Origin of the sequence: Collinsella sp. AF33-16 (assembly GCF_003475325.1) — a bacterium.
GTDB lineage: Bacteria > Actinomycetota > Coriobacteriia > Coriobacteriales > Coriobacteriaceae > Collinsella.
This window is the reverse complement of record NZ_QRQC01000004.1, coordinates 81,985-102,468: the sequence shown is the minus strand read 5'-3', so window position 1 is coordinate 102,468 and position 20,484 is coordinate 81,985. Positions and strand designations below refer to the sequence as shown.

Sequence of the window (20,484 nt, the reverse complement as noted above, 5' to 3'; positions counted from 1 at the left end):
TTCGCAATATTCAGCGGTGCTCATGCGGGCAAATACTCAATTTTGACGAGGGGAGTTAATTACACAGAGCCCACTCCTTCCCTCGATGTTTATCCAGTTCACGCCCTTGAACCAAATAGTGCCACCGCGTTGCCAATTCGTCTGCTTTTTGACGAGGGCTATATATCGTGTTTTGTTTTGTATTTAAAGGAGGACGAAATGAAAAGGCGTTATGGAATGGCTCTGGTGACCGCGCTATTTGCGATGGTGTTTTGTGGGGCGCTTCTGCTGAGCGGCTGTTCGCAGTCTGAGAAGAAAAATGATGAACCTGATTATGCCGATGACCGTGCAATGGCTGTGATTGCTCAAGGTTATCAAAAGCGGTCGGATTATATCGAATCGCTTGGAGAAGATGCTGATCTAAGCTCGAATAAAGTGCGAAAAGAGATAATTAAAACCGAGATCGATAACGACAAAGAACTCAAAAAGGCGCCTTTTAAAGACGCTAAGATGCAGGAAGATGTCATCGCCTATCTCAACCTGCTTGACAATCAGCTTGATGTTACCAAGAAGTATGCGGAATCTGATCCTAAGTACTACGAGGAATGGGAAAAGGCCTACGACGCACGATCCGCACAGCTTAAGAAACTGGTCGATCGATATGACTTAACAGTCGATGACGAGTATCAAGATGAGTTTGACGAGCTAATTAAGAACGGTAGGACCGTAGAGGAGAAGACGCATAACGATGAGGTTATCAACGGTTTGCTCTCATCGGCGAATTTTGAGAAAAGTGATGATGGCTACGGTCTCTATACGTACACCGCAATCGTCGAAAATACCTCTGACATATCGTTCGAAAACGTTTATCTAAACGTTGCCCTTTACGATGCCGATGGTGTGAGGGCGGAAGAATGCTACGCAGATACATCTGCCTGGGCGCCTGGCGAGAAGGTGAAGTTTGAGGTAATGAGCGAGGTTGACGCCTCGAGGCTTGCGCCGACGGTGTCGGGTTACAGCGTCAAGGAATAGTTCGCGGGAATTGAAAAGAAAGCGCGGCCGTTTTCTTTGAACGGTCGCGCTTTGCATTGAGCCGTTGACGGAATGATTCGTGCCATCATGCTCGCGCTGGAAGATGATGGGAACGTCGGGGCAATAAAGGAAAGGTGAAACAGGATGGCAAAAACAAAATTTCTTACAACGATACCGCAAAAGGTTGCCTTTGGCGGGTTAGTCGTTGTTACGGTTCTAGCGGTTGCCTGGGGTATCTGGATGTCATTGACGCGTAATCCTACAACGATCAGCGATGATTCGATTCGCGAGGAGATCACGCCAGTCGTTAAGCTCGTGACGTACGAGTACAACTTCACCCAGCTGCTTTCAATTGATGAGGCGGGCAATCCGCTTGGGTGGGAAAACCCCTTTACGTCTAAGCGATATGTCGCAACGATTGACGGCAAAGCTGACATCGGGATCGATGCCGATAAGATGAAGGTTACAATCGTACGGGCTAATATGGCCGATAAGAATTCAGAGGTCAAGAGCGTAAAGGTTATACTGCCTCACTCGGAGATCACCTCGTTCTCGACAGACCCCAATACGCTTAAGAAATATGTTGAGGACAATGGCTTTCTTAACTGGAATCAAGTAAGCACGGATGATCTAAACACGTTATTGAAACAGGCAAAGAAAGAGCAGACCAAGAAGGTCAAGGAAAGCAATATGCTCCAAGAATCTGATGATAGAGCCTGCGCCCTTATCGAAAAACAGGTCAAAGCCTTATGCGGCGATGACGTCAATGTTGACGTTGCGTTTGAGTAGGGGTGAATAGCATGTTGGATAAACGGCAACAGATCGCTGGGGCCGGCTCGCTTCTGATCGGGCACTACACCACCTTTCTCGACACTACCTTCAACTCGGCATTTGGCGATGAATATACGGTTGATTTCGACTATCGGAAATAGGAGGTCACAATGGAGGATAAAGACGATCTGGCTGTTGTCGAAAGGGAGGAGCCGCCGCGACATAAGCAGAGTTTTGATATCCGTAAGGCCGCTGCCGGGTTGGTTGATGGCGCCGGAAGCGCGATGGCGGGCGCGGTTGCAACCGTACAGAAAGTTGCCGATGGTGCAATGCGTGCTGCAACTCCGCTGGTCGATGACGCCTTGGCAGCTATTGCTGATGCGGCCGATGGTGCGGCAGGTACTGCTGCGGATATCGGTGACGCGGTCAACGATTGGGCATACCAGCAGCAGCTTAATAGATACAGGCCGGTAACCAAGGAGACCTATCAGAGTCCTTCATTCCATTTGCCGAACATGATTCGAATTGTTGACGGAAATGAGCGCCGGGGCATCGACGCCTGTAGAGATGCTATTGGTTGGCTGGATACTGTTAAGGGCACGCAGATTTTCAATCTGTACCGCGAGGCAATCGGGGATAGCGAATTGTCTTTCTATCCTAAACCATCTCTTTACTCCACATATTACATAGATGCTTTTGATCGGTCTCGCTTTGTTGACCTTGACTCTTATTTTGCAACCATGCAACAAGACAAGATGGCCGAGTTGAGACGGATTGCGTTCATGCTTGGCGCGAAGCGCTGCAAGCTGGAGGTGACGGAGTACGAGGAAACTCGGCGAGGCCGCCAGGTTAAGGGAAATGCCAAGGCGGGAAAGAAGGGCTCGGTTCGAATCGACGGTTCCTTGAGCGATTCAACGAGAAGCGAGAAGAAAATTCTGTTTACACAGGAATTTGAGGGCGACATGGTTCCACAGCGCCCTGAGCTCCATTGGTATGCCCATGACTCAGATGTTCTCTTGTTAATTGAGACGAGATGTGGTGGAGAGGATAAAAACAAGGCGAAGAGCTATCGGGTCGAATTGAAAAGTGAAACGGCCATGACCATGTCTGTATCACTTGCTATGGCTATCGACGAGGCATGCAGCAAACTGAACATAAGGGCGAATTCGAGCCTGACAAGCCAAGCTAAGCGAGAACTCCGGCAATCGTTTGTATTTGAAGTTGAATTCTGATGTGTGGGGACCATTTGCTGCGGGGTTCCTGTCCTTTACGGGGTAGAAGCATAGAAACCCATACGGTGCAACTCAGTAAAAGTTAGTAATATACTGGCATCTTTTCTAGTTAAAAGCGTTTAAAACCGGTTAATTCCATTTAAATCAGTAGGTGCAATATGTGACAAAGGGACAGTCCCTTTGTCACATGCCGGGGAAGCCTGTCTGGCGGAGGGCCTCGTAGAGGACGATGGCGGCGCTGTTGGAGAGGTTGAGGGCGCTGATGCGGTAGTCGTCCGGGTCTACAAAGTTGCCGCAGATATCCTGCTGAAGGATGGCCTCGTGGCCGCTCTCGCTATGCCCGAGCGCCTCCTCGTGGGCTTCCCAGGCCTCGGCGTTATCGAGCGAGTCGCAGTCGCGCAGCATGGGGATGCGCTCGCAGCGCGCAGGCTCTGCGGCGAGCAGCTCTTCGGGAATCCCCGAGCTCTCGCTGCCAAAGACCAGATAGTCACCGTCGCGGTAGGTGCTTTGCGCATAGGTGCGGCGCGCCTTTTTGGTCAGCAGATGCAGGCGTTCATCGGCGGGGGAGAGGCCGTTGCACGTAAGGAAATCCTCCCAGCCGGCATAGGTCGTCACGTCCAAGTTTTGCCAGTAGCCCAGGCCGGCGCGACGCACCGTCTTGTCGTCGAGCGAAAAGCCCAGCGGCTCCACCAGGTGCAGGCGGGTACCGGTGACCACGCAGGTACGGCCGATATTGCCCGTATTGGCCGTAATCTCGGGCGCATACAGCACGATATTGAACATGAATCTCCTTGGCTCAGAACGAAAAACCACCACGAAGGGGACAGGCACCTTCGTGGTGGTTTGGCGGTTACGTGGCAGAAAATGCTCGCTTCGATAGCCTAGGCGCGGTGCCAGTCGGTCAGACAGGCATCGAGGGAGGCGATGAGCGCGTCCTTGTCCATGTGACGGCCGATGATGCACAGGCTCGTCATGCGGTCGCCCGTCTCGTCGTCCCAAATCTGCATGATCTCGGGGTTCTCGTCGATGATCTTCTGCTTCTCGCCCTCGGGCGCCGAATCGACAAACAGACCGTTCTCCATCAGGCGCATCTGGTGGCCGGCCTGCTCGAACATGTAGCACATGTCCGGATCGCCGGTCTGCCACAGCGGACCCTTGACGCGGATGACCTCGTCGGGCCACTCTTGCTCAACAAAATCGGTGAACTTCTGCAGGTCAAACGGCTTGCGGCGCGAGTACACAAAGGTCTCGATGTCGTACTCGAGCACCTCGGGGTCGTCGTGCTCCTCGGGATGCTCCATGGCCTCGATCCAGGCGGCGGAGTTGTAGGCGCGCATAAAGTCGAAGCGGCCGGTGTCGAGCAGCTCCTCCATGGGGACCTCGCCGTTTTGAGCCTCGACAATCACGGCGTCCTTCTGCAGGCTGCGCACGATGGCCTTAAGCTCTGCGATCTGCTCGGGGGTGACGGTGTCAGTCTTATTAAGAATCAGCGTGGAGCAAAACTCGATCTGCTGGATGAGCAGGCTCTCGATGTCGTCCTCGTCGATATCCTCGGCTAGCAGGTCGCGACCGCCGTTGAACTCGTCGTACATGCGGGCGCAGTCGACCACGGCCACGATGTTGTCGAGCGCGAGCTTGGGCTCGCCGCCCACCTTGGCCTCGTCGCAGAAGCTCGAGATGGTGTAGGCGATGGGGATGGGCTCGCAAATACCCGAGGCCTCGATGATGATGTAGTCGAACTTGCCCGAATCGGCGATGCCCTGCAGCTGGTTGGCCAGATCGTCCGAAAGCGTGCAGCAGATGCAGCCGTTGGTGAGCGGGATGAGGTCGTCGGTCTCGGAAAGGCCGCCGTCGGCGATAAGGCTGGCGTCGACGTTGATCTCGCCGATATCGTTGACGATCACGGCGGCGCGGATGCCGCCGTCGTTAGCGAGGATGTGGTTGAGCAGCGTGGTCTTGCCGGCACCGAGGTATCCGGTAAGCATGATGATCTTCACGGGTCTGTTGGGCATGTGCCCTCCTTTGTTAGACATGGCTTACAGTTAAATCTTATGCCAAACGCCTGCTCTTATACCCACGCGCCGGCAAATAACACAGGCTACTCCCAGGCTCCCCACACATCGGGGCAATAACCGACGGTGGCCTTCTTGCCGTTGCGCACGATGGGCTCGGCCAGAACCTGCTGGTTCTCGAGCAGCTTGTCGATGCCGCCGACCGCCTGCATCACGCTCGTGAGCTCGCCCTTGCTCATCTCCTTTTCCTTAAGGTCGATAAACTGCACCTTAATGCGTCGCTCCTTAAAATAGCGCTGGGCCTTCTTGGTATCGAAGGACTTCTTAGTCCCGAAAATTTGAATATTCATATCTATGTTCCGCCGTTCTACCTGATGAAGTTGGTCCTAGCGCGATCGGCCTGGGGGGCTTCGATGCCGGCGGCCTTTCCCGCCTCGATGCAACGTAGGAGCCAGGCCATGTTTTTGCCGATGTTTCGCATGGTGGCAAGGCCTTCGGCGTCCTGGGCGGCCTCGCCCGGCATGGCGCCAAAGACGTTGTTCCAGTAGGTGGATGCCACCACGGGCATCTGGTTGATGGTGAAGTATTTGTTGAGCACATCGAAGGTGGTCGACGTGCCACCGCGACGGGCAACGGCGACAGCGGCGCCCGGCTTGTGCGCAAAGGCCTTGCTGCCAGCATAGAATGCACGGTCGAGGGCAGAGAGGATGCGTCCGCTGGGATGCGCGTAGTAGACGGGCGAACCAAAGACAAAGCCGTCTGCCTGCTCGGCAGCGGCAATCAGCTCGTTGACCATATCGTCGTCAAAGGTGCAGCGGCAATCGAGCTTGCCGCACTGGCCGCACCCGATGCAATCGCGAATAGGCTTGGCGCCCAGCTGAAACACCTGCGTCTCAATGCCCTCTGCGTTGAGCTGCTCGGCAATCTCGGCGAGTGCGCGGTCGGTGTTGCCGTTTGCCTTGGGGCTGCCATTGACCAAAAGAACCTTCATCACAAACTCCCTCTGCTGTCGGTGACTTCTGCGGAGGATTATCGCACGAGCGGGCAGATGGCGTGGGGCGCGATTCCAGCGACCGCCCATCATGCGCCCCGTCTCGATCGGTAGCTTCATCCGAGTGTTTCTCGGGGCCGGGAAGCCGGCCCCGAGGGCCAACGGCGGGCTCGCTCACCAGGTACGAGAGGGACACGGTCCAGAGTATGTTGGAGCTCGGGGCCTCATGCAAGCCGATTGTGAGGAGTCTGGGCAGGTCGCCTTCGATGGCGAACTCTGAGGTCTTAGAAGGCGGGCTGCTGCGGCGGCTATGGTTTATACTAAGGCGGTTGCTATCGAGTAATTCATACTTGGTTTGATTCGATTGTGAATGCGTAACTAGGATGGAAAGCAAAGGAAACTCTATGGAAACAGAGGATGCTGTTTGCTTGATGACTTCGATTGCCTTGATTGTCCTTTCAATCCAATACCGAAGAGGAAGATGGCTCTGCTCAATTGCTGGATATGATGTCACAAAAAGGGAGAGCGAGATTGATATACGCCCCTACGCAAAGCTGATTTCTTCTGTGACGTTATGGATGGGGCTGCTGTTTTTCTTGTGGGCGGTAGAGGGCTGGGTACGCGATTGGAATACCAGCGTTTTTGAAGTTTTGGTTCTACTTCTGTTCAGCTTGGCCTCTTTGTCGTTCGTGCGGCTCGTTAGGTTTGTGTTTATGAGGCGATAGCCAGCGGAAGTGGCTGGACGACAAAATGGACCAATGCAGCCAATTGTCAATAGAATTTGATAGGCTTGGCTTAACAGATTTACTCGAGGGCATATCCGTGGCGGGGGATAGGTTCTATCTTGTTGAGCACTTATTTGCATCAGGCAAAGTAAACCAAGAGTATCGAAACGGTGCCCCCGGGCCCGCTAGGGACTGCGGGGGGGCGTTCGGCTAACTGCGGGTACGGCCTATTTGCCCAATGTGTTCGCCCGAGATCGGAAATTAACCATCATGCGCCCCATAACGCTAGTCCAGCTTGGTGCCCGGTACCTGTGGCGCCTCTTTAATCAGCGCATTAAGTTCGTTCAAAATGGAAACGGGCTGTCGGTCGACGGTGTCCAGATGAAGCGTGGCCACGCGAAGGGGCGGCTGATATTCAAATGAGCCCAAGAGCACGGGCGATCCCAAGAACCGTTCGATTTCGTCTGCAACCGCGTCGGTCTCTTCGGGATCAAGCTCGTCAAAGAGCGCCACGAACATCGGTCCGGTCGAGCGGAACAGACGACCCTTGCCGCGCGAGCAATCCATGAGGCAGGCGGCGCTTTCTGCCAAAACGCGGTCGCCTGCATCAAAGCCAAAGCGGGCATTGACCTGTGCGATTTCGTCGATTTTAATGGCGATCAAGCCCGCGTTTCGTGCCACGCGACGCATCTCGCCAATGGCGTTGACCAGGGCGTGGATATCGCCCAGGCCGGTCACGGAATCGGTCGTATCTGCCAAGCTTCGGTTGGTGACAATGCCCACATACATGTTGGGCTCGGTATCGGTGCCGTCCAGGCGGTAACCTGTGCAGTCGCAAAGCGCGTATTTTCCGGCGGTATTCATGACGCGATACTGCATGCAGTGGAAGTGCCACGTGCCGTTTACCACCATATCGAGCTCGGCACGTACGTTGTCGCGGTCCTCGGGGTGAACACGGGCAAGCCATATATCGAGCGAGTTGTAGGGATGCTGGGAGGGTAGGTCAAAATCGCGCACGGCATTAACCGACCATTGCGATTCGCCGGTGTCGAGGTTAATGATGAACGGATAGCGTGTCTCGGAGCTCATGGAGATCGCTTGAAACACTCGGTCGTTGCAGGGGGGGGGTTGTTCGGTGATCGGGCGTTGCAGCGCATCGCCTTCTTCCGGTTGTTGCACACGGTACATGAGCTTGTAGCGATACATTTTGCGGTCGGCGTCCTTTGTCATCTGGCGACGCGTATCGCCTGCAAGCGGGTCGACGCGCGAGCAGCCAAAGCTAAAGCTGGCGATCATGGGCGCCTTGCCGTCCGATGTTGCCTCGATAAGATTGGCACGCGTCCACTCCAGGCGCTGCTCGAGCTCGGCTTCGTTTGTCGTGGGGGATATAAGTACAAATTCGTCTCCACCGATACGGAACAGCAACTCATCGTGCTCCATTGTCTCGGTGAGTGCGCGGCAGATGCTCAGAATGTAGCGATTGCCCTCGGCGTGGCCAAACTTATCGTTGCAATGCTTGAGGCGATCGATGTCAATATAGGCACAGGTGAAGGGGGTGCCTTTGCGCCAGAGCTGATCGACATGGCGGTCGAGTCCGCCACGGTTGCCAAGATTGGTGAGCGAGTCGATATAGGCGCCGTGCTCAAGCAACTCACGTTCTTGTTGCAGGATGGCGAGCGTTTTCTGCAGTTGCTCACCGATGGCACGCAGCTCCGGGGGCAGCGCGGCAACATCGAGCTCGGTGGTTGAGGCCCCGTTCGCAAGTCGCTGAAGATGAGCGATGATTGATTGCTCGCCCAGGCGATACGACTCGTTCATGATGGATTGCCTCCTTGGATGGAACAATGGTTTGTATCTTACTCCCAATTCGGTTTAGATTGGAGTATTAGTTAGCTCATGGGAACAAACGCTCCCCTCGACGGTGGCGTTTTGCGTGCGAGCGTATTAGTTGTCGTTGCCACCATCGAGCAATGCCTCAAAATCCTCCGCCTGCATGGGGCGGTAGTAGAGGAATCCCTGAGCGTAGCGGGCGCCCATGTGGCGCAGCATGTTTGCCTGCTTGTCCGTCTCGACGCCTTCGATCACAACGGGCAGATGGAGTGACTGCGCCATCTCGAGCATTGATGAGATGATTTGCACGCTGCGGCCCTCATCGCCGTTATCGGGCACAAACGTGCGATCGAGCTTGATGACGTCGACGTTGACGTTCTTGAGCATCGCGAGCGTGGACTGGCCGGTGCCAAAATCGTCCATATAGGTCGAGAAGCCGCGGGTGTGCAGGTCGGCCGTTAGTTTATCCACGGCCTCGGACTCTCCCGTATAAGCTGTCTCGGTGATCTCGATGCGCATGAGCTCGGGCGGCAGGTTGTATTGGGCGGCGAGCGCTCCCATATGCTCGGCAACGTTGCAGGCGAGGATATCCACGCGCGACACATTAAGCGAGATCGGAACCACGCGAAGCCCCCGATTGATGCGCTCGCGCAGCCACAAGGCAACGCCCTGCCAAACGTATTTGTCGAGCGTCACCACAAAACCGCTTTCTTCGAGAGCGGGGATAAAGGTGGCGGGCGAAATGAGGGAGCCATCCTTGTCGATCCAGCGCGTGAGCGCTTCGGCGCCAATGATCTCGCCGGTTTCCATGTCGACCTGGGGCTGCAGGTAGTAGGTAATACGGCCGTTGGAGAGCGCGTACTGGAATTCGGTCAGCGTGCGGTGGAACGCGATTTCGCGCTCGTACTCCTCGGGGCGGAAAATGGCAATGCGCTCCTTAAAGTCGTTTTTTGCGCGCCGATTGGTAAACATGGCCTTGGCCTGCGCATCGATGGTGATTTTCTCGTTGGAGTCGATGGGGTAGACGCCCATGGACGGCCAGAATCCCACGCCGTCATCATACTTGGCCACGGCCTGGCGAACGCGGCTATAGATCTGATGGACGGTGTCGTGTTCAAAGGGGATGAGTATGCAAAAGTCGTCTTGGCCCCAGTACCCTGCGACGCCCATGGCGGCATTCTCGATGTCCTTGAGGACCGTGCCCACATCGGCGAGCATGCGGTCGCCCTCGGCCTGTCCGTGCCATTCGTTGAACAGTCGCATGTGTCCCATATCGACGGTGGCGATACACCAGGCGCCGTTGCGCCTTGTCTCGAGAAATTCGTTGGCGCGGCGCATAAACTCGCTGGGTCGATAGAGACCCGTGAGCGAATCGATGCGTTCGGCGATGGCGCTTTTGCGCTCCACCTCGGGTATGGGGAGGCTGTCGTTGGGAACAAGCCCGCCGGCCGTGCGAATGCGACGGTCGAGTTCGCCTAAAACGGCGGCCGTTTGATTGGTCAGGTGCTCGTAAAAGGCCGGAACGACAAGACAGACGGGGGTAATGGTGTCGTCCGCGATTCGAACGGGAGCGAAAACGGCCTCTTTGAGATGTTGGATCAGTTGCTCGAATGCTTCGTGATCCAAATTGTTGCTAAGCACGACGAACTGGGCGTTGCGTGAGCGGAAGACGCGACTCCTGCCGCGAGTAATCGACAGCATGCGGCCTGCGTATTCGGCGAGCATGTTGTCGACGGCCTCGGCCCCGTAGAGCTCGTTGAGCTTTGCCGTGCCGCGAACGCGCACTGCTATAAGCCCCGTCTTGCAATGGTCGCGACGGCAGGCATCGATAGCGTTGATCAGCGTGCGCTGCATTCCGAGGCCCGTGGCGGCGTCGACGGTCTCGGCAAGCGAGTGGTTGACGAGCTCGCCGACATAGAGCGAGGGGACATTTCCGTCGCCGTCGATACGAAACCCGCGAGCACGGCCGAGGATGTAGTCGCCGGCGGCATTGCGCACGCGGTACTGCATGACGTGGCGATGTTTGGAGCCGTCATAGATTTGGTCGATGTCGTTGGTATAGGCCTCAAGGTCATCGGGATGGACACGCGTTTTCCAGTAATCGTGGCAGTTGTCTATATGCTCCGAAGGAAGACCAAGATCGCGCAAGGCGCCTTGTGACCAAAGGGTTCGATGTTTGTCCAAGTTCTCGATAAAGAAATATCGGCCTTCGTTGAGCATCGAAAGGGCGTCGAAAATGCGATCGCTTATTTCGAAGTCGTCGGTGTGGGCTTGTGCGATATTGCGTCGATCAAGGTGCACGGCATGACGTAGCTTGTAGTCGTACATGCGATGGTCGGCATCGTTCGTCAAGCGATTGGGGGCTTCGCCCAGGGCGGGGTCGGCGTGTGCCACTCCGTAGCTAAACGAGTGAGGCATCTTGGAAGCGTTGTTTTCGAGCAGTACCGTTCGGCAGTGTTCCAGACGTTCGGCAAGGTCGTCCTCGGTCGCAATCGTAGATAGGATGGCGAACTCGTCGCCCCCCAGACGAAATGCCGCCTCGTCCACCTTCATATACAGTTTGAGATAGAGGCTCACCTGCAAGATATAGCGGTTGCCCTCGTCATGTCCAAAGATGTCGTTGCAGTGCTTAAGGTTATCGATGTCGATAAACGCCATGGTCACGGGCAGTTCCTGCTCCCAGAGTTCCTCTAAGGAACGGGTAAAGCCGCCGCGGTTGCCAAGTCCGGTGAGCTCGTCGGTAAAGGCGGTCCTGATCAGATCGTCCTGACGCTCCAGAAGGTCACGGATGGTCTTTTCGAGCGTTTCGGTATTATTGCTGGCGTTATCCATACTGTAAGCGGCTTTCTGAGGTCGGGGCGGATTGCGTCGGGCGAGCTCGTTGTGCACATGCGTTGCTGCTCAACGCCTTGCGTGTTTCCAAGCCCCCGCCTTGCTGCGTCGTTGGGTTTATTTGTCGGTTCGTGCTCTCGGCTGATAACTACTGAGTAGTATAAACAAGTGTATGGAATTATGTAGGGGTGCCCATGTTGCGGGCGGCCATTATTCGCCAAACGGTAACGCGACGATGTTCGATGAAAATGCGACTGAGACGATATTTGTTGATGGGTATACTTGTTCCGTTTTAAAACGCAGGAACGGAGATGGTCGCATGGCACAGTCAAATATGACGAGCACGGTGGGGCTGGCGCTCGAGGGAGGCGGCTACCGCGGTATGTATACGGCGGGCGTGCTCGACGTTTGGATGGAGCACGGTTTGACCTGCGACCATATGGTGGGCGTCTCGGCGGGCGCGGCATTTGGCTACAACTTTAAATCGCGCCAGATCGGCCGCGCCATTCGCTATAACAAGGTCTATTGCACCGACAAACGCTATGCGAGCGTGACCAGCTGGCTGCGAACCGGCGATATGTTCAATGCCGATTTTGCCTATCACGAGGTGCCCATCGAGCGCGATCCCATCGACCTGGAGGCGTATCGCGCCTGCCCCATGCGGTTTACGTGCGTGTGTACCGATATCGAGACGGGCAAGGCCGTCTACCACGACCTGCCCTATGGCGACGAGCGGGATATCGAGTGGATCCGGGCATCGTCGGCGATTCCCGTGGCGACGCGTCCCGTTGCTATTGACGGGCATAAGTATCTGGATGGTGGCGTGGCCGATTCCATTCCCAGTGCATGGCTGTTTGCGCAGGGGTATGACCGCAATATCGTGGTGCTCACGCAGCCGGCGGGCTTTGTAAAGCAGCCCAATAGCGTGATGCCTATGCTGCGTCGCGTGTATCGTCACTATCCGGAGTTTGTTGCGGCGCTTGAGCACCGGCACGAGGTATATAACGCCACGCTCGACGACCTGGCGCGTCGCGAGGCCGCTGGCGAGATCTTTGTGGTGCGGCCGAGCGAATCGGTGAAGGTGCCGTCGCTGTGCCGCGAGCCCGAGGAACTCGAACGCATCTATCAGATCGGCCGTCGCGATGCGGAGGCGACGTTGCCCGCGCTGGAAGCGTATCTGGCGGGGTAAGGGCTGCTACGGAAAGCGCATCCCGGAATATGCGCTCAGACTGGGATGCGGTTTCCGCGAGGGGGCGGTCGCGGAAACCGCATCCCAAAATTTGCGCTTGGAATGGGATGCGTTTTCCGCTGGCCCTCTATATGGAAAGCGCATCCCAGAATGGACGTCCAAACTGGGATGCGCTTTCCGCTGTCGAAGGTATGAGGCTGCGGAGCAGCTGCTCGGCATAGGCCTATGCCTGCTGCCAGGTGTCGACGAGTTCCTTGGCAGCGGCGTAGGGGTCGTCGGCGCTGCAGACGGCGCTCACCACAAAGAAGCCGTCGACGCCGGTGGACTTGAGTTGCGGCAGATCGGCCGTCTTGACGCCGCCGCCCACCACAATGGGGACGGGGCTTGCCGCATGGAGGGCGGCCAGGTCCTCAAAGCTCTTGGTGATGATGGAGCCGTCGGCCGCACGTCCGCAGTCGCGCTTGGTTTCGGTCTCGTGGAGCGGGCCGATGCCAAGGTAGTCGACCAAACTCATGTCGGCGGTCTTGACGTACTCGAGCATCTCCTCGCAGCGGGCCGAAAGACCCACGATGGCATCGGGGCCCAGCAGCTTGCGGCAGACCTCGACGGGAATATCGCTCTGGCCAACATGCACGCCGTCGACGGCAATACCCTGCTCGCGTGCGGCAAGTACGCAGTCAAGGCGGTCGTCGATCAGCAGCGCGACCTGCCCGGTTTTGCCGGCCTGAGCGATGGCCTGCGCGGTATCGCCCGTCAGTGCGATGATCTCGCGGGCGCTTGCCACCTTGGAACGCACCTGAATGCAGGTAAAGCCGGCGTCGAGCGCCTGGGCCACCACATCGCCCACGGGGCGTCCGAGGGTGTTTTCGGGGCCGAGTACCAGATAGGCCGAGATATCAAGGTTGTCGCGGATGCTCACTGTGCTTCCTCCTGCTTTTTGATCTGCGCTTCCATGCGCTCGAGCTTGCCAGTCATGGTGTCGGTAAATCCGGGTCGAATATCGGCCTTGAGCACGACTTCGGTGCGGATGCCCTTGCTCGCCAACACAAAGGTTGCGTCGCGCACGACCTGCATGACTTCGTCCCAGTCACCCTCGATCTCGGTGAACATCGAGGTGGTGCGGTTGGGAAGGCCGCTCTCGCGAATGACGCGTACGACCTCGGCGACCTCGGCGGACAGCTCGTCGCCGGTGCCGCACGGGGCGATGGCTACGGCGACGAGCGTGTTCATACCGGCATTGGTTGCGGGCTCGGACATGCCTTATGCCTCCTCGAGCTCGAGTTGGTTATCGGCGATGTCCTGGGCGGTTGCGCGATAGAGCTCGTCGATAAAGGCGACCTTAAAGCTTGCCGGGGCATCGGCGACAGCGGCGGCACGCGTGCCGGCAACGTTGTAGACGGCGGTGCCACAGATGGCTGCCGTAAACGGATCGGCAGCGCAGGCGTACACAGCCAGCACACCGCCCTGCGAGCAACCGCAGCCGGTGATTTTGGACATGAGTGGGCTGCCGCCGTGGGACTTGGCCACGGTCGTGCCGTCGGTAATCAGGTCGACTTCGCCCGAGACCACAACGGCGCCGCCGGTGTAGCGGGCGAGCGCCACGGCGGCGCCGCGGGCGGCGTCTACCGTGTCGGTGGTATCGACACCGCGCACGCGACTCAGATCGGCCGCTTCGCCCTCAAGGCCCCACAGGCCGGCGAGCGCGATAATCTCGGAGGCATTGCCGCGCACGATGGCGGGTTTGTACTGCTTGAGTTCGTTTACCAGTTGGGTGCGCAGGCTGCCGATGCCCAGGCCCACCGGATCGAGCACCCAGGGCTTGCCGGCGTCGTGTGCCGCCTTGGCCGCGCGGGGAATCGTCTGCTCGTAGATGGGGAAGAGTGTGCCCATATTGAGATAGATGGCGCCGCCGCCGGCAACGAGCGCCTCGCCCTCGTCGGGCAGATAGACCATGGCGGCCGATCCGCCCACGGCGAGCTGCGCGTTGGCGACAAAGTCAATCGTCACCGTGTTGGTGATGGAGCCCGCCATGGGATTGGTGGCGCGAATCTTCTCCACGGCCTTGACCACATTTTGCTTAAGCTGTTCCGAATCGATCACTGCACATGCCTCCTTGGCATAGAAAAGGGGCGCTGTGCATAGACAGCGCCCCTGTAAAGGCGGCATGCTCCCTACGCCAGCATTAACTGACAGGTTCAAAGGATTGGGCCCTATGCCCTCTCAGCCTTGTGGTTTGCACCGCCGGCACTCCCGCATCGAATCTGTTGTTCCCTATACTAGCGCACCTGCCAATAAGGGACAGGTTTATTTTGGCAGGTAACAACTGGGGCTTTGCGTTTTCCCAGATAAAACCTGCCAATATAAACCTGTCTCTTTTTGGCAGGTCGGTACAATAGACGGGATTAAGAATGACCGAGGGGGCCTTATGATTAAACTTGTGCTGACCGATATGGACGATACGCTGATTCCAGCCGGGCATGACGGCGCCAGCGACTACGCCATCGAGGGCATTCATGCCATGCAGGCGGCGGGTCTGCACTTTGGCCCGGTTTCGGGTCGCCAGCCCTCCGCGATGGGCTGGATGTTCCGCAATCGCGCCGAGTGCTTCTCGACCGGCGCGTTCTGCAACGGCCAGGTCATGTTTGTGGACGGCGAGGTGGTAGCCTCGCATGCGACCGATAGCGACGCACTCATGCGTTTGGCCGCCTATCTGGAAGAAGAAACCGACGATACCTATCTGAAGGTCTACAGCTTAGGCGATGACTTTTGGAATAACGATGCCTATTGTGTGACGAGCGACCCCGAGCGTGTGCGCCGCGCCATGGAGTCGGGCGGCAACGCATGGCTCAAGGGCGAAGAGGCCCCGTGCCGTCCTGTCGTCGATGACGCGTCGGTGTTCAAGGCGAATATCTGGAGTGCTCGTTCGCGTGAGGAGCTCGCGGAGCTCCGCGAGCGCGTTGCCGCTGAGGTGCCGGAACTCTCGCTTGTGTTTCCCAACAATCGTGTGCGCCTGTTCGACATTCTTCCAGCAGGTTGGGACAAGGGTTGCGCTGCGCTGGAGCTGGCGCGCGCTTTGGACCTGACGTCCGACGAGGTGGCCGTATTTGGCGATTCCGATAACGACCTGCCCATGATCGGTGCCGTCCCCAACTCCGTTGCAGTCGCCAATGCCAACGAGGCCGTCACGGCTGCCGCGCGCTGGCATATCGGCGCTGCGGCAGACGATGCGGTTGCCGGGGCTCTGCATCAGATTGCCGCCTGCGCCGCGACGGGGGAGATGCCGTCGTTTATGCGTCAGGCAGATGCGGCGGGTTCGGGTTTCGCGGACGTCTAGGGAGGCCATCATGAAGCTTCAACAGCTCAGGTATGTCGTCAAAGTTGCCGAATGCGGCAGCATCACCGAGGCCTCGCGCCGGCTCTTTGTGTCGCAGCCTTCGATTACCGCGTCGATCCGCGATCTCGAAAACGAGATGGGTGTGCACATCTTTGAGCGCACCAACAAGGGTGTCATTGTGTCCGAGGAGGGCGAGACCTTCTTGGGCTACGCGCGCCAGGTGCTCGATCAGGCGGATCTGCTCGAAGGCAAGTACAAGGGCGCGTCCGAGCAGGTGCCGCACTTTAGTGTGAGCTGCCAGCATTATTCCTTTGCCGTCAACGCGTTTGTCGATGTGATCCGTGAGTTCGATGCCGCGCGCTATGACTTTACCCTACGCGAGGAGCAGACCCACGAGATTATCGAGGATGTCGCGCACATGAAAAGCGAGCTGGGCATCCTGTATCTGTCCGAGCACAACCGCGAGGTTATCGAGCGCATGCTGGCGGCCAACGAGCTCGTGTTCGAAGGGCTCTTCTGTGCCACGCCGCATATCTTCGTCTGTGCCGACCATCCGCTGGCGGACCGCTCCAGCGTGACGCTCGAGGATCTGGAAGACTACCCGTTCCTGTCCTACGAGCAGGGCAGCTACAACTCGTTTTACTATTCCGAGGAGCTGACCTCGACGTTTGAGCGTCGCAAGAATATCCGCGTGCGCGACCGTGCGACGTTGTTCAATTTGGCCATGGGCCTCAACGGCTACACGGTGTGCTCGGGCGTGATTAGCCACGAACTCAACGGCCCCGGCATTATCTCGATTCCGCTCGATGTGGATGAGTACATGGAGATCGGCATCATCACGCGCAAGAACACGACGCTTACGCGCTACGGTCAAGCCTATATCGACGCGATCCGTCAGCATATCTAGACTGCTGCGTCCTGTACAGGTCAAATCTCTTCATGGCAGTCCCAACTGATATAGGAAGCATCTATATCAAACTGTTATAAACGTATATTTTACGATGGCTATATGAGCGCTCATACTCTGTCCCAGTAAAGCAACCAATGCAAAGGGAGATATCTATGAGCACTTCGATTCAACCGAACGCGCCGTTTCGTGCCGATATCGTCGGCAGTTTTCTTCGTCCGCAGGCCGTAAAGGATGCCCGCGCTGCCTATGCGGCAGGCACGCTTGATGCCGAGGGGCTTAAGGCCGTCGAGGATGAGGCTATTCGCGACCTGGTGGACAAGCAAAAGGCCGCTGGCCTGCAGGTGATTACCGATGGCGAGTTTCGTCGCAGTTACTGGCACCTCGACTTTATGTGGGGGCTCAACGGCATTGAACGCCGCACCTCGCGTACGGGCTATATGTTCCACGACGAGGAGACCACGGCTGACACCGCCGTGGTGACCGGCCCCATTGGCGGCAAGAATCATCCGTTCGTCGAGCATTTTAAGTTCGTCAAGGCGCTTGAGGGGGAGGGCCAGGTCGCGCGTCAGACCATTCCGGCGCCGATCCAGACGTTCTCGGAGGTTACGCTCGACCGCTGCGATGGCCAGCAGGAGAGTCTGCACGCCGTCTACAAGACCGACGAAGAGCTCGTCGATGCCATTGCCGCAGCATACCGCACCGTGATTGCTGACCTGTATGCCGCGGGCTGCCGCAACATCCAGTTTGATGACTGCACCTGGGGCATCTACTGCGATACCGATTTTGTTGCCAAAACCGGCATGAGCCCGGTCGACCTGCAAAAGGTAAGCGAGCTGGGCGTGGCGCTCAACAATGCCGCCATCGAGGGCAAGCCCGACGATCTGGTTATCAACACGCATGTATGCCGCGGCAACTACCACTCCACCTACGCTTTTGAGGGCGGCTACGACCCCATCGCGCCGTACCTGTTTGCGCATGAGGACGTTGACGCGTTCTATCTGGAGTTCGACACGCCCCGCGCCGGTGGTTTTGAGCCGCTCAAGTACGTTGCTCCCGGCAAGAAGGTCGTGCTGGGCTTGGTGACCACCAAGGCGGCAGAGCTCGAGAACGAGGATGCTATCGTCGAGCGCATCCGCGAGGCGGCAAAGTACGTGCCGCTCGAGAACCTGTATCTGTCTCCGCAGTGTGGCTTTGCCAGCTGCGAGATTGGCAATAAGCTGACCGAGGACGAGCAGTGGGCAAAGATTGCGCTGGTCAGGCGTATTGCCGAGCGCGTTTGGAAATAGCGCTAGCGTTTGCAGGTGGCGGCGCGTGCGAGGTACTGCATATCGCGTACAATGGTTCGGATCGTATCGTTCGGGCAGGTTATCCGATATGCCTGATCGCCCTTCCATTCGAAAGGACTTCCATGTCCCAGTCTTCGACGCCCGCCGTCACCGATGCCATCTACGATGCATCGTCGCTCGGCCGCCCGCGCATGTTTGTGTTGGGTTTGCAACACATGTTTGCGATGTTCGGAGCCACGGTGCTCGTGCCCGTGCTCACCGGCCTTTCCGTTTCGGCGACGCTTCTGTTCGCCGGCATCGGCACGCTGCTGTTTCATTTTCTATCGCGCGGTAAGGTGCCCGCGTTCCTGGGCTCCTCGTTTGCCTTTATCGCGGGTTATGCCGCCATTGCGCCCAACGGCGAGGCTGAGCTTTTGCCCTACGCTTGCCTGGGCGTAGCTTGTGCCGGCCTGCTCTATCCGGTGCTTGCGGCCCTGTTCCGCGCCTTTGGCGCCAAGCGTGTCATGCGTTTCTTCCCGCCGGTGGTGACTGGCCCCATCGTCATTTCCATCGGCTTGATCCTGGCAAGCTCTGCCATTGCTAACTGCCAGACCAGCTGGTTTGTTGCTGCTATTGCCGTTGCCGTGATCATCATCTGCAACATTTGGGGCCGCGGCATGGTCAAGATCGTGCCGATTCTGCTGGGCGTTGTGGTGAGCTATGCCGTTGCGGCCGCGCTGGGCGAGGTCGACTTCTCTGGCGTCGCAGCCGCCCCCTGGGTTGGCTTGCCCGTCGTGTGGGACAACACCGTGTTTGCGCTCTTTGGACCGCAGTTCGATAGCAGTCTTGCCACGACGGCCATTATCACCATCATGCCACTGGCCTTTGCGACCATGATCGAGCATATCGGTGATATCTCGGCTATCGGCTCCACCTGCGAGCGTAACTACATCGCCGATCCTGGCCTGCATCGCACGCTGCTTGGCGACGGCCTGGCGACCATTCTCGCATCGCTCTTTGGCGCTCCGGCTAACACCACCTATGGCGAGAACACCGGCGTGCTTGCCTTGACGCGTGTGTTCGACCCGCGTGTGATTCGCATTGCCGCCTGCTGCGCCATCGTGCTTTCGTTCTGCCCCAAGTTTGCTGCGGTGATTGCCGCCATGCCGGCATGCGTTATCGGCGGTGTGTCGCTCGTGCTCTACGGCATGATCAGCGCCGTTGGTGTACGTAACCTCATCGAGAACCAGGTTGATTTCCAGAACAACCGCAACGTGCTGGTGGCGGCTCTGGTGCTCGTGCTTTCGCTCGGCATTGCCTACAGTACCGCCGGTGCCATCGTGCTGGAGCTGGGCGGCGTGACGATTTCGCTTTCGGGCCTTGCCGTGGGCTCGCTGGTGGGCATTGTGCTCAACGCCATCCTGCCCGGTAACGACTTTGAGTTCGATACTTCCGAGCTTGAGGAGACTGCTGAATAGCAGCTGCGTTCAGCCAAATTAAAAATGGCGTCCATGCGTATGTACGCGTGGATGCCATTTTTAATGCGTCAGTATCCAGTGGATGCCGCGTGCCATGCGCAGGTCAGTTTGGGTAAAGTGATTGCCGGGGTTGAGCTCCAGCGTTGTTGGAATGTCACGCTCGATAAACAGCTCTTCCATCGCGCGCGTATCGTCGAGTACGTGCCGCATCATGCGGTTGGGCGTCTTGGTTTCCTTTTTGCCGAGTGACAGATAGACGGCGTCGGGCGTAGCTGTCATCGTGCGCTCGCGCGCGTAGTCGATAAAGCCGGGGAACCACAGCGACCCCGATGCACTCGCCGCGCGCTCAAAGACATCTGTTTGCCAAAGTGCCCACAGTGCAAAAAGACCCGCCAACGAGTAGCCGGCAACGCCGCGCCAGGTGGGCGGTTGCGGGAGCGATGATTCGGCCTCTGGGATTATCTGCTTCAACAACTCGTCAAGAAAACCAGCGGCCTGTCCACCAAAGGGCTCGGCATCGCGCACGGTACCGTCGCATACCCAGGGGCTCAGCTCGCGATTCCAGTTGAGGCTGCCAATGCCGACAAGCGTGAAGGGCGGGCAGTTGAGCTCTCGGCAGCGTTCATAAACCTCCGTGCCGTCGCCCATGACCACGGGAAGATAGATGACTGGTGCGCTTTCGGCATGCTGTGCATGAACGGTTATCTGCTTTTGATGCGCTTCCATGACGGGCTTCTCTCGGCGTTGTGATATCGACGGCCCCCATTGTCGCACGCCGGCTCATGCAGGTTGGGCTAGACCAAAGACAATCTCGTGCATACCCTGCGGACGCATATGGAAAACGCCACCGCCGGAGGGGAGCTCGGCGGTGGCGTTGTTAAACGGTGCTGGGACTCGGGGCCTT

General features: G+C 57.6%; 20 protein-coding genes and 1 riboswitch. Of the genes, 10 read left to right on the top strand and 10 right to left on the bottom strand.

Annotated features, from left to right (window positions below; translation table 11 throughout):
• From DWZ52_RS09920 to DWZ52_RS02710, 4 genes are all read left to right on the top strand, one after another.
• Positions 1-1,011: FxLYD domain-containing protein (locus tag DWZ52_RS09920; RefSeq protein WP_158572400.1), on the top strand; the 1,011-nt coding region annotated here is incomplete at its 5' end.
• A gap of 144 nt (positions 1,012-1,155) precedes the next feature.
• A complete protein-coding gene (locus DWZ52_RS02715; protein WP_117582855.1) occupies positions 1,156-1,800 on the top strand; it encodes a DUF4230 domain-containing protein in 645 nt (214 codons plus the stop codon).
• 11 nt (positions 1,801-1,811) lie between these two features.
• Positions 1,812-1,943 carry a hypothetical protein gene (locus DWZ52_RS10235; RefSeq protein WP_255413187.1) on the top strand — a complete coding sequence of 44 codons (132 nt, stop codon included), beginning with the start codon at positions 1,812-1,814 and terminating at the stop codon, positions 1,941-1,943.
• Between the two features lie 9 nt (positions 1,944-1,952).
• Positions 1,953-3,014 carry a hypothetical protein gene (locus tag DWZ52_RS02710; protein ID WP_117582856.1) on the top strand — a complete coding sequence of 354 codons (1,062 nt, stop codon included), beginning with the start codon at positions 1,953-1,955 and terminating at the stop codon, positions 3,012-3,014.
• A 183-nt stretch (positions 3,015-3,197) separates the two neighbouring features.
• Here DWZ52_RS02710 and DWZ52_RS02705 read toward each other — a convergent pair whose 3' ends face one another.
• From DWZ52_RS02705 to DWZ52_RS02690, 4 genes are all read right to left on the bottom strand, one after another.
• Positions 3,198-3,797: a tRNA (cytidine(34)-2'-O)-methyltransferase gene (locus tag DWZ52_RS02705; RefSeq protein WP_118384861.1), complete on the bottom strand. Its 600-nt coding sequence runs from the start codon at positions 3,795-3,797 to the stop codon at positions 3,198-3,200.
• A 98-nt stretch (positions 3,798-3,895) separates the two neighbouring features.
• Complete coding sequence (locus DWZ52_RS02700; RefSeq protein ID WP_117640599.1) at positions 3,896-5,026, bottom strand: GTP-binding protein; 1,131 nt, start codon at positions 5,024-5,026, stop codon at positions 3,896-3,898.
• An 86-nt stretch (positions 5,027-5,112) separates the two neighbouring features.
• Positions 5,113-5,376 carry an arsenate reductase family protein gene (locus tag DWZ52_RS02695; protein ID WP_118384860.1) on the bottom strand — a complete coding sequence of 88 codons (264 nt, stop codon included), beginning with the start codon at positions 5,374-5,376 and terminating at the stop codon, positions 5,113-5,115.
• Between the two features lie 17 nt (positions 5,377-5,393).
• Positions 5,394-6,017: a flavodoxin family protein gene (locus DWZ52_RS02690; RefSeq protein ID WP_117640601.1), complete on the bottom strand. Its 624-nt coding sequence runs from the start codon at positions 6,015-6,017 to the stop codon at positions 5,394-5,396.
• A 404-nt stretch (positions 6,018-6,421) separates the two neighbouring features.
• Here DWZ52_RS02690 and DWZ52_RS02685 point away from each other — a divergent pair, with 404 nt between their 5' ends.
• Positions 6,422-6,742, top strand: a complete 321-nt coding sequence (locus tag DWZ52_RS02685; RefSeq protein WP_117635527.1) for a DUF3784 domain-containing protein — start codon at positions 6,422-6,424, stop codon at positions 6,740-6,742.
• Between the two features lie 285 nt (positions 6,743-7,027).
• Here the strand turns inward: DWZ52_RS02685 and DWZ52_RS02680 are convergent, their stop codons facing one another.
• Positions 7,028-8,560: a diguanylate cyclase domain-containing protein gene (locus DWZ52_RS02680; RefSeq protein ID WP_118384859.1), complete on the bottom strand. Its 1,533-nt coding sequence runs from the start codon at positions 8,558-8,560 to the stop codon at positions 7,028-7,030.
• Between the two features lie 126 nt (positions 8,561-8,686).
• Positions 8,687-11,404 carry an EAL domain-containing protein gene (locus DWZ52_RS02675; RefSeq protein ID WP_118384858.1) on the bottom strand — a complete coding sequence of 906 codons (2,718 nt, stop codon included), beginning with the start codon at positions 11,402-11,404 and terminating at the stop codon, positions 8,687-8,689.
• Positions 11,405-11,723: 319 nt separating this feature from the next.
• Between DWZ52_RS02675 and DWZ52_RS02670 the strand changes: the two genes are divergently transcribed.
• On the top strand, positions 11,724-12,593 hold the full coding sequence (locus tag DWZ52_RS02670; protein WP_199579089.1) for a patatin family protein: 870 nt from the start codon (positions 11,724-11,726) through the stop codon (positions 12,591-12,593).
• Between the two features lie 223 nt (positions 12,594-12,816).
• Here DWZ52_RS02670 and DWZ52_RS02665 read toward each other — a convergent pair whose 3' ends face one another.
• From DWZ52_RS02665 to thiM, 3 genes are read right to left on the bottom strand one after another with little or no spacing between them, the layout of a single operon-like run.
• A complete protein-coding gene (locus tag DWZ52_RS02665) occupies positions 12,817-13,512 on the bottom strand; it encodes a thiamine phosphate synthase (protein ID WP_118384857.1) in 696 nt (231 codons plus the stop codon).
• The gene (locus DWZ52_RS02660) at positions 13,509-13,850 is read right to left on the bottom strand and encodes a thiamine-binding protein (RefSeq protein WP_233540710.1); all 342 of its coding nucleotides are present in this window, start codon (positions 13,848-13,850) and stop codon (positions 13,509-13,511) included. Before DWZ52_RS02660 ends, DWZ52_RS02665 begins: the two co-directional genes overlap by 4 nt.
• A 3-nt stretch (positions 13,851-13,853) precedes the next feature.
• A complete protein-coding gene (thiM, locus tag DWZ52_RS02655) occupies positions 13,854-14,693 on the bottom strand; it encodes a hydroxyethylthiazole kinase (protein WP_118226477.1) in 840 nt (279 codons plus the stop codon).
• Between the two features lie 51 nt (positions 14,694-14,744).
• A riboswitch (TPP riboswitch) is annotated at positions 14,745-14,855 on the bottom strand.
• 163 nt (positions 14,856-15,018) lie between these two features.
• On the opposite strand from thiM, the gene DWZ52_RS02650 reads away from it, so the two are divergent.
• The 4 genes from DWZ52_RS02650 (at position 15,019) to DWZ52_RS02635 (ending at position 19,580) form a co-directional block, all read left to right on the top strand.
• Positions 15,019-15,927, top strand: a complete 909-nt coding sequence (locus tag DWZ52_RS02650; RefSeq protein WP_118226475.1) for an HAD-IIB family hydrolase — start codon at positions 15,019-15,021, stop codon at positions 15,925-15,927.
• A 10-nt stretch (positions 15,928-15,937) separates the two neighbouring features.
• Positions 15,938-16,834, top strand: a complete 897-nt coding sequence (locus tag DWZ52_RS02645; protein WP_118226473.1) for a LysR family transcriptional regulator — start codon at positions 15,938-15,940, stop codon at positions 16,832-16,834.
• A gap of 155 nt (positions 16,835-16,989) precedes the next feature.
• Positions 16,990-18,123 (top strand): 5-methyltetrahydropteroyltriglutamate--homocysteine S-methyltransferase, encoded by a 1,134-nt coding sequence (locus tag DWZ52_RS02640; protein WP_233547246.1) that lies wholly within the window; start codon positions 16,990-16,992, stop codon positions 18,121-18,123.
• A 122-nt stretch (positions 18,124-18,245) separates the two neighbouring features.
• On the top strand, positions 18,246-19,580 hold the full coding sequence (locus DWZ52_RS02635) for a uracil-xanthine permease family protein (RefSeq protein WP_118384855.1): 1,335 nt from the start codon (positions 18,246-18,248) through the stop codon (positions 19,578-19,580).
• 60 nt (positions 19,581-19,640) lie between these two features.
• Here DWZ52_RS02635 and DWZ52_RS02630 read toward each other — a convergent pair whose 3' ends face one another.
• Positions 19,641-20,306, bottom strand: a complete 666-nt coding sequence (locus DWZ52_RS02630; RefSeq protein WP_117776047.1) for an alpha/beta hydrolase — start codon at positions 20,304-20,306, stop codon at positions 19,641-19,643.
• Positions 20,307-20,484: the final 178 nt, after the last annotated feature.